The organism is Euzebya tangerina (genome assembly GCF_003074135.1).
GTDB classification, from domain to species: domain Bacteria; phylum Actinomycetota; class Nitriliruptoria; order Euzebyales; family Euzebyaceae; genus Euzebya; species Euzebya tangerina.
In genome coordinates this window covers 915,641-929,242 of record NZ_PPDK01000001.1, presented here as the reverse complement: position 1 = coordinate 929,242, position 13,602 = coordinate 915,641, and the positions used below count along the sequence as shown (strand labels likewise).

The following is a 13,602-nucleotide window of genomic DNA, read 5'->3' as shown; positions in this document are numbered from 1 at the left end:
CATCACGATGGTCCTGGCTGCTGGAGGTGCCGGTAACGGACTGTCGCCGTCGCCAGGACCAACGGGGAACGACGTGACAAGGCATGCGAGTCTGGCACAGGCCAGGAGGGCCAACAAGGGCCGATTGGTCGTGGTTGACGCCACCAGAGGGGGGTCGGTACCCTTGTGATTCGCGCGTGAGGCCGCACCACGGGTTCCGAACCCTGACGACGAGTGCCCGGCCACCAGTTATGACCACCAGTTCAGCGCACGCGCCGCACCAACTTCACCCTCGCGCGGGACGGTCACGTTCCCGGCTGCGAGACCCCACTCGATGTTCGAGGTCACCCATGAAGCGCACCTATCAACCAAACAACCGCCGCCGCAAGCGCAAGCACGGCTTCCGCAACCGGATGTCGACGCCGGCGGGACGTCGCGTCATCAAGGCGCGTCGCGCCAAGGGTCGCAAGCGTCTGTCGGCCTGAGACCGTCGTCACCCCCCATCTGCTCGGACGGCACCGCACGCATGTCGATACCGTGGAGGCTGTGAGAACCGCGCGTCTCCGCTCCGCCCGAGACATCCGACGAGTGATCGGAGCGCGCTGTGCCGCCGGGTCACGGCATGTCCTCGTCCACGCTGGTCGTGGTGCCGTCGACCACACCCGCGTCGCCGTCGTCGCCGGACGGCGGGTCGGCAATGCCGTGATGCGCAACACCGCCAAGCGCCGGATCCGCGCTGCGCTTCGTGAGCAGCCACTGCCACGTGGCTATGACCTTGTGGTGAGTGGCAAGACCGGGGCCGACCGCGCGCCGTATGGGCAGTTGCGCGATGAGGTTCACCAGAGCATCTCACGCGCGACCGCACGGGTGAGGCTGTCGTGACCGGGTCAGACCGCACCGTGGACGTCCCAGCCGCGTCGCCACTGGCATGGATCCTGCAACTGCCGATTCGGCTCTACCGGCTCGTTCCCAGAATGCAGGACCGCTGCCGGTACCACCCGACCTGCTCCGCCTATGCCCTCGAGGCACTGCGCGTGCACGGGGGATTCAAGGGCCTGTACCTCACGACGCGGCGTCTGCTGCGCTGCCACCCATGGGGTGGAACGGGCCTTGACCCCGTTCCCCCGAGGAAGAACACCGACACCGAACACACGTTCGTCGATACCGCCGTCAACAGGGCACCGATGAACGACACTGAGGAGAGCGTGGCCTGATGGGCGCAATATGGAACGGCTTACTGGATGGCCTGGAGGCGATCCTGCGATTCTACGAAGGATTGCTGGAGCCACTGGTCGGACAGTTCGCCTGGGGCATTGCCATCATCCTGCTGACCGTCACCGTGCGGATCTTCCTGATCCCCCTGATGGTGCGCCAGACCCGCTCGATGCGCGGGATGCAGCAGATCCAGCCTGAGCTCAAGAAGATCCAGGCCAAGTACAAAGCCGACCCGGGGATGCGCAAGACCGATCCCGAGCGGTATCAGAAGCTGAAGGAGAAGCAACGCGAGGCCCAGATGGCCTTGTATCAGGAGCACGGTGTCAACCCCGTGGGCGGCTGTCTGCCCCTGCTGCTGCAGATGCCGATCTTCTTCGCCCTGTTCCGTGTGCTGCAGCCGGCCGGTGACGACTCGCTGCGCATCCCCGAGCTCGAAGGTGCGCCGTGGCTCGGCATCGAGAGCCTCACCAACACCGCGCAGGGCAGCTTCGAGATCGGCGCCATCGCCCTGGTCATCCTGCAGGTTGCCACGACCTACTGGTCGCAGAAGCAGATGCAGGCCCGGAACGCGAATGACCCCAACAGCACGAGCAACGATCAGCAGGCGCAGGTCCAGAAGATCATGCTCTACGTGATGCCGGTCTTCCTGGGCTTCCTGTCGTTCACCTTCCCCATCGGCGTGGTGCTGTACTGGGTGACGACGAACCTCTGGACCATGGGTCAGCAGGCACTGATCTTCCGGAAGGTCGCTGCTGAGGAGGAGGCCGCTGCTGAGGCTCGGAAGGAAGAGCACCGTCGCAAGAAGCGTGCGGCGGCAGCGCGCCGCAAGCGCGACGTCTCTGGCAAGAGCGACCAGTCCTCCGACGTCGTGAAGGACTCGAAGGGCAAGAACGACGGGAAGAACGGCTCGGGCAACGGCAATAAGAACGGACAGGCCGGGAAGTCCCAAGCCCAGAGGAATCAGGGCAAGAAGTCGAACTCGAGGAAGTCGTCGTCGAACAAGTCGAGCGGCAGCCCATCAACAGGCAAGAAGTCACAGTCCTAGGCGAACCGCACGGATGGCGAGTCACTCCCCCATCCGGCGGCCGTCCGCTACACCACATGAAAGGCAAGACATGAGTGCACAACCTGAGCTCGACGCGCCGGAAGATGAGGTCTCGGTGCTGGACCAGATGGACGAAGATGCAGATCTCGCCGCCGACTTCATGGAAGGCTTGCTCGACATCCTCGACCTGCCTGGCGACATCGAGATCGTCGTGAAGGAGGACCAGGCTGTCGTGACGCTCCAGGATGTGGGAAGTGGCCTGCTGATCGGCCGGCGAGGGGCGACGCTGGATGCCCTCCAGGAACTGGTCCGCAGTTCGGTGCAACGACAAACCGAGCGACGCAGCCACGTGCGGGTTGACGTCGAGGGCTATCGCGAACGACAGTTGGAGAAGCTGCGAGAGCACTGCCGCGAGGCGATTGCCGAGGTACGAGAGACCAACCAACCCGTGAAGCTCGACCCGATGGATGCCTTCGAGCGGAAGATGATGCACAACCTGGTGTCCTCATCCGGTGGTGTGACATCGGCCAGCGAGGGTGCCGAGCCACGCCGACGCGTGGTCATCCACCCGCAGAGTTGATGGACTCAGCGGGAGAGCACCCCGATCCTGACCCGAACGCGAGCCGGCCCCAACCGGCTCGCGTTTCACGTGAAACGCCTGATGCGTCCGAGCAGGTGCAGTTGGACCTCTTGGGCCAGCTGATCAGCGAGTCTCCACACAACCTGGTCTCCGCCCGTGATCGGGGCCTGCTCCAGAGCATCCACCTCCCGGAGTGTCGGGCCGTGATCGAGCTCATCCGGACGGGGGACGGTCAGCACTGGATCGACCTCGGGACGGGTGGGGGATTGCCGGGGCTGGTGGGAGCAATCCTCCGGCCACACGTCGGCTGGACGCTGATCGATGCCAGACGCAAGAAGGTCGATGCCGTGAACGAGTTCATCGACATCCTCGGCCTGGAGAATGCGCGAGCTGTGGCCGGTCGGGCTGAGGAGCTGGCGCGCGACGAGGCCTATCGAGGGCTCTACGACGGCGTCGTGTCCCGTGCGCTGGCCCGACTGGACATCGTGGCTGAGCTGTCCAGGGGGTTCCTCCGTCCTCGCGGGCGGTTGGAGGCCGTGAAAGGGGCATCGGTGGAGCAAGAGCGCGGGTACTTCCAGCGGTGTTCGGGGCGTCTGCGTATGAAGGAGGTCGCGACGACCGACGTGCCCGTGAGCGGTGCTGCATCCGCGGATCGTGGCACGGTTGTTGTTAGCATCGTTGCATCCGGTGGCCCTCCACGTGGGATTCCACGTCGAAACGGGCTTCCTCAGTCCGCTCCCCTGGGCGGCGGACGCTAGACGCAACGCACGGATCATCGACCACGGGTTCCACACCCGATGTTTCACGTGGAACACCGACGAGGTAGACACTTGAGCGACGCTGTTCCAGCCCCTCCGCCTGTTGGCGTGCTGCCACCCACGGAGGCCGACCCGCCAGTTGGGTGGGGCGCCCCCCACACGCAGAATCAGGCCCGCCGCTACTCGCCCGCCCCCATTCTTGCGGTGGCGAACCAGAAGGGCGGCGTCGGCAAGACAACAACCGCGGTCTCGTTGGCCGCAGCGCTGGCCGAGCGCTCGCTCCACGTCCTGCTGATCGACTTCGACCCACAGGGAAATGCCAGTTCGGGCCTGGGTCTGCGGGCGGCACCCGATGAGACGACGATCTACGACGTCCTCGTTGACGACGCCCCGATCCAGCAGGCAATCGTGGCGACGAGCCAACCGGGCCTGCGGTTGGTTCGCGCCAACATCGACCTGGCTGGCGCTGAGGTGGAGTTGGTCAGTGCGTTCAGTCGGGAGCACAAGTTGCTTCGTGCGCTGGAGTCCGTCCGTGCCGACGTCGACGTCATCGTGGTCGACTGCCCACCCAGTCTGGGGTTGCTGACCGTGAACGCCCTCGCTGCGGCGACCGGTGTGATCGTCCCGATCCAGTGCGAGTACTTCGCCTTGGAGGGATTGGGTGCACTCCGTCGAAACGCCGAGCTGATCAAGGGCCAACTCAACCCTGGGCTCGACATCCTGGGCTTCGCGCTGACCATGGCGGACGGCCGCACGAACCTGAGTCAGCAGGTCGTCGACGAGGTGACCGAACACTTCGGTGACCTGGTGTTTCAGAGCATGGTGCCGCGGACGGTCCGTCTGGCGGAAGCCCCCGGCTTCGGTCAGCCGATCACCCAGTTCGACCCAGCATCCCGCGGTTCGATGGCCTATCGGCGGCTGGCTCGTGAGGTCATCGAACGCCTCGATGCACAGCACCGCGATTTGGACAACAAGGAGTCGGCATGAGCAAGCAAGGTGGTCTGGGCCGCGGGTTGGGTGCGTTGATCCCCGCAGCGGCCCCAGGGGAGTCCGGACTGATAACGGTCCCTCTTGGCGACCTGCATCCGAACCCACGTCAGCCACGCGATCACTTCGATGACGCGCTGCTGGACGAACTTGCCATCAGCCTGGCCGAGGTCGGGATGTTGCAGCCCATCGTGGCTCGACCTCGTCCTGAGGGCGGGTACCAGATCGTCGCCGGTGAACGGCGTTTCAGGGCCGCGGGAATGGCGGGCTTGGTCGACGTGCCTGTCGTGGTTCGGCATACGGCAGATGACCAGCTCCTCACCGAAGCGCTGGTGGAGAACGTCCACCGTGCCGATCTGGATCCGATTGAAGAGGCCACGGCATACCGGCAGCTGCTGGACGACTTCGGCATGACCCACGACGCCTTGGCCACCAAGCTGGGCCGATCACGGTCAGCCATCTCCAACGCCCTGCGCCTGTTGGCGCTCCCCGAACCGGTCCAGGAGCACGTCGTGGCGGGCAGCCTCTCCGCAGGCCACGCCAGAGCGCTCCTGAGCCTGGACGAGCGGGATGAGCAGGTCCGGGTCGCGCAGCAGGTGCTGGCCGAAGGGCTGTCGGTGCGGAACACCGAGGAGCTCGTCCGAACCATCAGTGAGCGGCACGCTCGTGCGGCAGATGCCCAGATGAACGAACTGGCGAGTGCCGCCCGCGAGCGGTCCGCGTCGACATTTGCGCACGTCGAGCAGCGACTGGTCGACGCCCTGGCCACGAAGGTCCAGATCAAGGGCTCCCTGAAGCGGGGTCGCCTGGTGATCGACTTCTCCGGCGCCGAAGACCTGGAGCGCCTCCTGGACATCGTGGGCCGCGGAGCTGGTCGCGATCTCCTGGCGGGATAGTCGGCCTACCCACGGGCACAAGGTAGCTGCTATCTCCCGTCAGAGTGGATCTGAGCGCGTTTAGCCTGTTCAGTGATCCACAGCGGCCCGGACGATGCGGTCGCAGAGGGCGGCGAAGGTCTCCCCTGCGGCATCCGCCGCCGCGGGGAGCAACGAGGTCTCGGTCATCCCTGGCGAGGTGTCCAACTCCAAGAGCCAGGGATTCCCCCCCGGGTCGACGATCATGTCTGCTCGTGTGACGTGCCGAGCATCACACGCCCTGTACGCAGCGACCGCAACTTCAGTGACGTTCTTGAGCACGGTCTCGCCCAGACGTGCCGGAGCGTGCAGGGTGACGCCGCCGGGGGTGTATCGGGCCGCGAAGTCGTAGTGGACGTCTTCCCCGCCCTCGTCGGGCAGTTCGATCTCCACGACCGGGAGTGGTTGGTCGTCGACGATCGAGACGGCGACCTCGACACCTGCGACGAATCGCTCGACAACGGCGACCGGGTGATAGCGGAATGAGCCGATCAGCGCATCGGTCAGCTGCTCAGCTGAGTTGACATAACCAACACCCATGCTGCCACCACCCTGGGCGGGCTTGACCACCAGCGGGAGGGGAAGTCGTTGCACGATCTGCGGAAGGATCCTGGCGGCCCCGAGATCCCGGATGGCGTCGGAGGACAACGAGACCCAGTCGGGTGTCGGAAGACCCGCCCGCCGCCACACACCCTTCGCCACGGCCTTGTCCCATGAGGCTGCTGAGGCCCGAGCGTCCGGACCGGTGAATGGGATGTCGAGCAGCTCGAGCAGGCCCTGCACGGTTCCGTCTTCGCCCATGCGGCCGTGGAGGGCGATGTAGGCGACGTCGGGCCGTGCGGTCTCGAGTGTGTCCAGCAGGTGCTGGTCGACGTCCAGCAGCGTCACGTCGTGACCCTGACTCTCGAGCGCTGCAGCCACACGGGTCCCGGAGCGGAGGCTGACGTCGCGTTCCAACGACAGGCCACCAGCGATGACCGCGATGGACAACGTGGCCGGTGTCTCCTCGCTCATCGGCCGAACGCCTCCAGGAGGGTCAGCTCCTCCCCTATCAGCTTGCCCAGGCGACGGATCCCCTCGGCGATCTTGGTGCTGTCGGCGTAGCTGAAGTTGAGTCGCATCTGCTGGGTTCCTCCGCCATCGGCGAAGAAGGCCCGTCCGGGGACGTAGGCGACCCGGGCATTGATGGCCCGGGGCAACATGGCTCCGGTGTCGATGGCAGGCGGCAGGCTGACCCAGGCGAACAGCCCTCCTGTAGGTGCAGCCACGGCCGCCTCCGCGGGAAAGGCCGTCTCGATCTCGGCCAACATCACGTCGCACCGCTCGCGGTAGAGCTCGGTGAAGGCACGCACCTGGTCCATCCATGGCTGGGTCCGCAGCCACGCCTCGGCGATCGCCTGGGTGACGTTGGACTGGCAGAGGTCGGATGCCTCCTTCAGCAGGACCAGTCGGTCACGGACGGACCGGGGCGCCAGGACCCAACCGACGCGCATGCCGGGGGAGAAGATCTTGCTCAGCGTCCCGATGTAGATCACCCGCTCCGGCGCAAGCGTCACCAGTGGGGTTCGTGTCTCGTGCTTGAAGTCGAGCATGCCGTACGGGTTGTCCTCGATGACCATCAGGTCGTGGTCCTCGGCCAAGCGCAGGATGGCCTGGCGCCGTTCCAGGTCGAGCGACACACCGGCAGGATTCTGATGATTCGGGATCGTGTACAGCATCTTCGGCGTCCGGCCCTCGTCGCGGAGTCGGTCGAGTGTCTCGGCCAACGCCTCGGGAATCAGCCCACCCTCGTCCATGGGGACGTGCACGATGTGAGGTTCGTACTGTCCGAAGGCACTCAGGGCACCGACGTAGGAGGGTCCTTCGGCCACGATGACGTCGCCCGCATCGATGAACAGTCGGGCGAGGAGATCCAGGGCCTGCTGCCCTCCGGCGGTGACGACGAGATCGTCCGGCCGGGCGCTCACGTGCTCGGTGCGCATGACCGTGCAGAGCTGTTCGCGGAGCTCGGGAGACCCTTGACCGCCGCCGTACTGGAGGGCGACGTCCCCCTGGCTGGCCATGACCTCGGCCGCGACGGCTGCGACCTGGTCGTAGTCGAGGACGCTGACGTCCGGCATGCCACCCGCCAGGGACACCACCTCGGGTCGGGAGGCGACGGCGAACAGCGCCCGAATCTCGCTGGCTGTCATGCCCTTGGCGCGTGCGGCATACCGCGCAAGATGGGGATCGAGGACGCTCATGGCTCCAGAGTAGTTGGGACGCCGCCGGCCACCGAACGGACCACTGCGCATGGCGTAGGCTGGAGGGCCATGTCCGGCGCGAATCCAACCGGCTCGGAAGCCGGCGGCTCGGCTCGAGCGCTCGAGGGCACAGCGCTGCTGCGGCGCACCGTCGTCGGTCTGTTGCTCGGCGTGGCCGTGGGCCTGCTGGCCCGTCTGACCGAGCGTCGACCGGACGAGGACGGACGCATCAGGTGAGGGTGCGAGACCTGCGTGTGGAGGACCTGGAGAGCCTGCCAGGCCCGTGCCGCGGCTGCCTCTTCTGGCAATCCGAGGAGGTGGGCACGCACTCGACCGACAGTGGCTCTGACGAGGCCGGGCAGGATGCCTGGTGGAAGTCCGTCGAGCTCGATTGGGGGGCGCCTGCCAAGGGGATCTGGGCCGATGAGCGGCTGGTCGCGTTCTGCGTCTTCGCGCCACCCTCGATGCTGCGCAGGACTCGGGTCCTGGGGCTGCACGTCAGCGAGGACGCGCTGGTCCTGGCCACCATCTGGGTCGACCCGGAGGTGCGGCGGTCAGGCGCGGCGCGACAGCTCTTGCAGACGGTCATGCGGGAGGCGTTGCTGCACGAGACCGCGGCGGTGGAGGCCTTCGGTCGCCACGGCGCACTGGAGGCCGATCGGCCGGGGTCATGCATCCTGCCGGGCGCGGCCTTGACGGCGTTGGGCTTCCGGCTCTACCGGGCGGACGCCGAGCTGGGCCTGTATCGCATCGAGACCGCTCGGACGATCCGGTGGGCGGAGGCCATGAGCCACGCGCTCGGCGGGGTCGCAGCCACCCTGTCGCGACGCGAGGCCGTCCGAGGCCGTCCCGCACTGGAGTCGAGAGCCGTCAGCCCCTGATCCGGACAGGGAACACCCCGGCCGCGGGGGCCGGGGTGGGGGATCTCACAGCATTCGTGAGGCGACCGACTACAGGAACTCCGACAGGTCGCCGAGCAGGGCAGCCTTGCCCTTGGCGCCGACGATCCGCTTCTTCTCCACGCCGTCGGAGACGACCAGCATCGTGGGGATGGACATGACCTTGTAGTGCCGTGCCGTGTCGGGGTTTTCGTCGACGTTCAGCTTGACGACCTTGATGTGCTCAGCCTGCTCCTGCGCGATCTCGTCGACGACGGGTGCGACCATGCGGCACGGGCCACACCACTCAGCCCAGAAGTCGATCAGGACGGGCTTGTCGGACTGCAGCACCTCTTCGGTCCAGGTGGCGTCGGTTACTGCGGGGGCGTTGCTCATGTTCATGTCCTCACATGTGTTGATTGGCGGGGTGATCTGGTCTGATCAACGATCCGGCTGACCGTCGTATTCCGTGGCGGGCAGGGGTCAGTGCTGGGCTTCGAGCCACCGCTCGGCGTCCATCGCCGCCTTGCAGCCCTGCCCGGCAGCTGAGATGGCCTGGCGGTAGATCCGGTCGGTGATGTCGCCGGCGGCGAAGACACCGGGGATGTTCGTTGCGGTGGTTGGTTCCTCCACCAGGATGTAGCCGTCCTCGTCGGTGTCGACCTGTCCGAGGAACAGGGCCGAGGTGGGGTCATGCCCGATCGCGAGGAACAAGCCGTCCGTCGCGTGCTCCCGGGTCTCCCCGGTCGTGGTGTCGGACAGGACCACTCCGGTCAGCTGGTCCTCACCCAGGACATCGACGACCTCGGTGTTCCACAGGAAATCGATCTTGTCGTTGGCGAAGGCGCGGTCCTGCATGATCTTGGATGCGCGCAGCTCATCGCGGCGGTGGACCACGGTGACCTTCGACGCGAACTTGGTCAGGAACGTCGCCTCTTCCATGGCCGAGTCGCCACCACCGACCACCAGCAGCTCCCGATCCCGGAAGAAGAAGCCGTCGCAGGTCGCACAGGCCGAGACGCCCTTGCCGATGAGTCGCTGCTCGTTCTCCAGTTCGAGCCACCGAGCGGTGGCGCCGGTGGAGATGATCACGGTCTTGGCCAGGATCTCCTCGGAGCCGACCGTGAGGGTGAAGGGGGACCCGTCGGTCAGGACGACCTCGTCGACGTCGCGGGTGAGGAACTCGGTCCCGAACTTCTCCGCCTGCTTGCGGAAGTCCATCATCAGCTCCGGGCCCATCCGTCCGTCGGGGAAGCCCGGGAAGTTCTCGACCTCCGTGGTCTGCATGAGTTGCCCGCCCGCCGCCTGACCTTCGATCACCAGGGGCTCCAGATCGGCTCGCGCGGCGTACAAGGCAGCCGTGAGCCCGGCGGGGCCGGAGCCGACGATCACCACGTTGCGGGCAGAGTCGCTGGAGGGGGAGTCACTCATTGGGTCAGTACCTACGAGGGGGTCGGGGCGTCTGGCGGTGCAGTGCGGGGTGTCGTGCGACAGATCTCAACGACACGAGGCGATCAGTATTCCCGACTCGGAGGTGCCCAACCGGCAGGTGGTGGTCAGCCGCCGAGGACCTGTCGCAGCGTGCAGTCGGCGGCATCCACCACGTACACGTCGACGCGGTCGAGTTGCGTCCCATTCGCCGAGCGCACCATCGCAAAGGCGATGGACGGGCCAGCAGGGAGGTCCACGCGCGCGGCCACGGCCGGCACCAGGTCCGCCTCAGCCGTCAGCGGTGCGGCCGCGGCCTCGGTCAGGACCTGCTCCAGGCACTGTCCGGCGGGTGTCCCATCAGCGTACGGCTGGGCTCGAAGGAGCTCACTGAGGTAGTTCTCGGCGGTTTCGGCGACCTGGTCGACGGGGGTGCCGAGCAGCGCCGTCGCCGCGGGCGCGTCGGCAACGAGTGTCCGCAGTTCCTCGACACCACCGGGAACACTGCCCAGCGTCAGCTGCTGGGGTCCGACCGCTGCGGCCGCTGTCTGGTCGGCTCCGGTTGCGTCTGCCGCCGCCTGGGGCCCCTCAGTGGGTTCCTGGGCATCCGCAGCCGCGTCCTCCTCCACGGCCTCGTCCTGGGCCAGCGCCTGATCGCCGTCGTCGGCCGGCTCCTCCTCATCCATGGCTTCGTCTTCCATGGCTTCGTCTTCCACGGCTTCCTCTTCCGCCATGGCCTCCTCCCCGGCTTCGTCCGCCATGGCCTCTTCGTCGAACGACTCCTCCCCGACGTCCGAAGCCGCCGAGTCGAAGCTCCGGCCCTCCGTCGCCTCATCGCCCGAGTCGTCCACCTCTGCGGTATCCGCTGCGGCTTCAGCGTCGCCGTCGTCACCGCTGCCGAAGTCGGAACTGACCAGCGTGCCCACCGCCGCGACGGCAACCAGCGCAAAGCCGGCGGCGATGGCCAGGAACCGGCCAGTTCGGGTGCGGTCCTGCCGGCTTTGGGTCGCGCGTGCTGCGCCGGTTGATCCACCTGGCTGAGGTTCCTTCTCGGTCGCCCAGCCCGTGGCTGCCGCCGCGGCCGTGGCCAGCGAGCGAGCGTCGGGGACCAGGTCCTCGACCGGGCGTCCCAGCTCCTGCGCGACCGCGGCACGGAGCCGGTCCTCGTAGCCGGGCGCCGGCTCGATCTGATCGACCTGACCCAATCCCATCAGCATGTCCGCGGTCTGGTCGGCCAGCTCCGCCACCCACGGCTCACCATCGATCCGGGCCTGGACAGCCGCCGCGGCGTCGTCATCCAGCTCGCCGGCCAGGAAGGCCGCGAGCTGCTCTGCGATGTCGGGTGGTTGGTTCATGCCGTGGCTGGTGGATCCGCGTTGATGGGACCGGAGTGGTCGGGGAAGGCGGGCGTGTGCCCGCTAGGTATGAGGTGGCGCGCGGCCAGATGGTTCCCCGGACAGGATCTTGGCCAGTTTCGCGTGGCCCCGGTGGACCCGCGACTTGATGGTCCCCACGGCCACACCCGTGCGTTCGGCGATGTCGGCGTAGGGGTGCCCCTCGACGGTGTGGGCGACGACCGCGTCGCGGTAGTCGGGCTCCAACTGCATCAGCGCCTTCCGCAGCTCCAGTTGGAGGGTCTTCTGTCCGATGGCGTCCGTCGGCTCCTCGAGCTGCAGGTCCGACACCTCGGCGTCGGCCTTCTGCGGGCGCCGGGCTCGCTTGCGGCCCAGGTCGTTGCAGGCGTTGGTCGTCACCCGATACATCCAGGTCGAGAACTTGGACTTGCCGCTGAACAGGTGTGCCTTGCGGTACAGCGTCACGAAGGCGTCCTGCGCCGCGTCCTCCGCGTCGGTGGTGTTGCCGAAGTAGCGGTAGCAGATGCCGTGGACGCGCCGGGCATAGCGGTCCATGAGCGCCGCGTAGGCCTGCTCGTCGCCCGCCACGAAGTCCGCGACGAGCTGTTCGTCGTCGAGTTCCCCCCCGCTGGCATGTGTCTCGGACATCCCCACTAGGATGCCAAAGTCGTCACCACGACCTCGGCTACCTCTGCACGGAACTGTGACCGGAACGGCTGCAGGTCACCGGTGATCCACACCAGCAGATAGCGGGCCTCCGGCATGTCCGGCAGTCCATACGTGGTGGTGCCTGCGGGGATGTCGTTGATGGCCTGTATCGTCGCCCAGTTCGCCGGATCGGCGTCCGGACGGTCGGCGACGCGCAACTCGACATCGAAGCCACCTCGAGGAACGGTCAACGCCACGGACGAGATCGCGGTCGGTGACCGCAGATCGATGTGGAAGCCCACCCCGTTCTTCAGGTTCCCGAAGGCGGCGGTGTCGTACTGCTCTGTGGTCCAGACGGTCTCGCGATCGCCGTCGGCGATGTTGACCAACTCGTCGTCCTGCTCCGTTCCGTCGCCGCCGGGTGGGTCGAAGGCGGTGATGGGGCCGAACTCGACGGGGGTGGGCTCGGGGGTCGCCTCCGGCACCTCCGGTTCGTCCGTCGGCCCCGCGAGCGGAGGCGGGGTCACCTCCTGGGCGTCCAGGAGCGAGATCTGCGTCGGCTCGACCGGCCCGCTCAGCGTGCCGATGCCGACCAGCCCCCCTGCGAGCACGAGGAGGCCCGCGACGGGGAAGAGCCACCGCAGTTCGGACCGGATCGACTCGCTCTCCGCGGGTGGGTCGACCTCGGTCACCAGCGGGATGGCCGGATCCGGCTGGAAGGGGCGCAGTGCCTGCACCACGACGTGGGCGGACTGGGGACGGTTCTCGGGGTCGAAGGCGGTCAGCTCGGTGATCAGGGCTTCCAGGCCCTTGGGGATGTCGGCCCGCACTCGTCGTGCCTGCGGGGCGGATGCGGTCAGCCTCGCGCGGGCTACCGCCACGGGGTCCGTTCCCGGAAAGGCCTTGCGTCCGGTGACCATCTCGTACAGGCACAGCCCGAGGGCGTAGAGGTCGGCGCGGCCATCGATCGACGGTGAGCCGGCCTCGCCGGTTGCGGTCAGCTGCTCGGGGGCGACGTAGGCGGCCGTGCCCATGATCTGGCCCGACATCGTCAGGCTGGCATCACGAGCGGCCTTGGCGATGCCGAAGTCGGTGACCTTGACGCCGCCGTCCGCGGTCAGCAGCACGTTGGCCGGCTTGATGTCGCGGTGGACGATCCCGCGATCGTGAGCGTGGGCCAAGGCGCTGGCGATCCGGAGGGTGATGCGGGCCGCCTCGTCCGGCTCGAGAGGGCCCTCCTTGAGCCGGTCGGCCAGGGTCTGGCCGTCGATGAACTCGATGACCAGGTAGACGCGGTCGCCGTCCAGTCCGGTGTCGAAGAGGGAGACGATTCCCGGGTGGACCAGCTTGGCGGCGGCAACCGCCTCACGGCGGAACCGCTCCCGGATCGTGGCGTCACGAGAGAGGTCGTCGTGCAGGATCTTGATCGCCACGGTGCGGGCCAGGACCTCATCGTGAGCACGCCACACAGCGGCCATGCCACCGACCGCGATGTGCTCCTCGAGAACGTATCGGTTCGCCAGGAGATCAGAGGTTGCAGGAGGTCCCATCGAACTCCGCACCACAGTAGGT

The 13,602-nt window shown here is 67.1% G+C and carries 17 protein-coding genes; 10 read left to right on the top strand and 7 right to left on the bottom strand.

Annotated elements, in window-relative coordinates; translation table 11 throughout:
• The first annotated feature begins 329 nt into the window (after window positions 1-329).
• From rpmH to C1746_RS04320, 8 genes are all read left to right on the top strand, one after another.
• Window positions 330-464: a 50S ribosomal protein L34 gene (gene rpmH / locus C1746_RS04355; RefSeq protein WP_116713455.1), complete on the top strand. Its 135-nt coding sequence runs from the start codon at window positions 330-332 to the stop codon at window positions 462-464.
• Between the two features lie 52 nt (window positions 465-516).
• A complete protein-coding gene (gene rnpA / locus C1746_RS23130; protein ID WP_116713454.1) occupies window positions 517-861 on the top strand; it encodes a ribonuclease P protein component in 345 nt (114 codons plus the stop codon).
• Window positions 858-1,193 carry a membrane protein insertion efficiency factor YidD gene (gene yidD / locus C1746_RS04345; RefSeq protein ID WP_240598839.1) on the top strand — a complete coding sequence of 112 codons (336 nt, stop codon included), beginning with the start codon at window positions 858-860 and terminating at the stop codon, window positions 1,191-1,193. The genes rnpA and yidD overlap by 4 nt, the downstream gene beginning before the upstream one ends.
• On the top strand, window positions 1,193-2,239 hold the full coding sequence (locus C1746_RS04340) for a YidC/Oxa1 family membrane protein insertase (protein ID WP_116713453.1): 1,047 nt from the start codon (window positions 1,193-1,195) through the stop codon (window positions 2,237-2,239). Before yidD ends, C1746_RS04340 begins: the two co-directional genes overlap by 1 nt.
• 70 nt (window positions 2,240-2,309) lie before the next feature.
• Window positions 2,310-2,819 carry a Jag family protein gene (locus tag C1746_RS04335; RefSeq protein ID WP_162867376.1) on the top strand — a complete coding sequence of 170 codons (510 nt, stop codon included), beginning with the start codon at window positions 2,310-2,312 and terminating at the stop codon, window positions 2,817-2,819.
• Between the two features lie 110 nt (window positions 2,820-2,929).
• Window positions 2,930-3,577 carry a 16S rRNA (guanine(527)-N(7))-methyltransferase RsmG gene (locus C1746_RS04330; RefSeq protein WP_162867375.1) on the top strand — a complete coding sequence of 216 codons (648 nt, stop codon included), beginning with the start codon at window positions 2,930-2,932 and terminating at the stop codon, window positions 3,575-3,577.
• A gap of 72 nt (window positions 3,578-3,649) precedes the next feature.
• Entirely contained in the window at window positions 3,650-4,564 is a 915-nt protein-coding gene (locus C1746_RS04325; protein WP_338066478.1) for a ParA family protein, read from the top strand.
• On the top strand, window positions 4,561-5,460 hold the full coding sequence (locus tag C1746_RS04320) for a ParB/RepB/Spo0J family partition protein (protein ID WP_116713449.1): 900 nt from the start codon (window positions 4,561-4,563) through the stop codon (window positions 5,458-5,460). Before C1746_RS04325 ends, C1746_RS04320 begins: the two co-directional genes overlap by 4 nt.
• A 69-nt stretch (window positions 5,461-5,529) precedes the next feature.
• Here the strand turns inward: C1746_RS04320 and C1746_RS04315 are convergent, their stop codons facing one another.
• On the bottom strand, window positions 5,530-6,492 hold the full coding sequence (locus C1746_RS04315) for a D-alanine--D-alanine ligase family protein (RefSeq protein WP_116713448.1): 963 nt from the start codon (window positions 6,490-6,492) through the stop codon (window positions 5,530-5,532).
• Window positions 6,489-7,721: an aminotransferase-like domain-containing protein gene (locus tag C1746_RS04310; RefSeq protein ID WP_205711705.1), complete on the bottom strand. Its 1,233-nt coding sequence runs from the start codon at window positions 7,719-7,721 to the stop codon at window positions 6,489-6,491. Before C1746_RS04310 ends, C1746_RS04315 begins: the two co-directional genes overlap by 4 nt.
• A gap of 69 nt (window positions 7,722-7,790) precedes the next feature.
• On the opposite strand from C1746_RS04310, the gene C1746_RS21905 reads away from it, so the two are divergent.
• Both C1746_RS21905 and C1746_RS04305 read left to right on the top strand, forming a co-directional pair.
• A complete protein-coding gene (locus tag C1746_RS21905) occupies window positions 7,791-7,958 on the top strand; it encodes a hypothetical protein (protein ID WP_162867374.1) in 168 nt (55 codons plus the stop codon).
• Entirely contained in the window at window positions 7,955-8,602 is a 648-nt protein-coding gene (locus C1746_RS04305; RefSeq protein WP_162867373.1) for a GNAT family N-acetyltransferase, read from the top strand. The genes C1746_RS21905 and C1746_RS04305 overlap by 4 nt, the downstream gene beginning before the upstream one ends.
• Window positions 8,603-8,671: 69 nt before the next feature.
• Here C1746_RS04305 and trxA read toward each other — a convergent pair whose 3' ends face one another.
• The 5 genes from trxA to C1746_RS04280 all read right to left on the bottom strand — a co-directional run bounded on the left by trxA (window position 8,672) and on the right by C1746_RS04280 (window position 13,580).
• Window positions 8,672-8,995 carry a thioredoxin gene (gene trxA / locus C1746_RS04300; RefSeq protein ID WP_116715562.1) on the bottom strand — a complete coding sequence of 108 codons (324 nt, stop codon included), beginning with the start codon at window positions 8,993-8,995 and terminating at the stop codon, window positions 8,672-8,674.
• 87 nt (window positions 8,996-9,082) lie between these two features.
• The gene (trxB, locus tag C1746_RS04295) at window positions 9,083-10,030 is read right to left on the bottom strand and encodes a thioredoxin-disulfide reductase (RefSeq protein WP_116713446.1); all 948 of its coding nucleotides are present in this window, start codon (window positions 10,028-10,030) and stop codon (window positions 9,083-9,085) included.
• A gap of 125 nt (window positions 10,031-10,155) precedes the next feature.
• The gene (locus tag C1746_RS04290) at window positions 10,156-11,382 is read right to left on the bottom strand and encodes a hypothetical protein (protein WP_116713445.1); all 1,227 of its coding nucleotides are present in this window, start codon (window positions 11,380-11,382) and stop codon (window positions 10,156-10,158) included.
• A gap of 63 nt (window positions 11,383-11,445) precedes the next feature.
• Window positions 11,446-12,030, bottom strand: a complete 585-nt coding sequence (locus C1746_RS04285; protein WP_162867372.1) for an RNA polymerase sigma factor — start codon at window positions 12,028-12,030, stop codon at window positions 11,446-11,448.
• Window positions 12,031-12,035: 5 nt separating this feature from the next.
• Window positions 12,036-13,580 carry a protein kinase domain-containing protein gene (locus C1746_RS04280; RefSeq protein ID WP_116713443.1) on the bottom strand — a complete coding sequence of 515 codons (1,545 nt, stop codon included), beginning with the start codon at window positions 13,578-13,580 and terminating at the stop codon, window positions 12,036-12,038.
• Window positions 13,581-13,602: the final 22 nt, after the last annotated feature.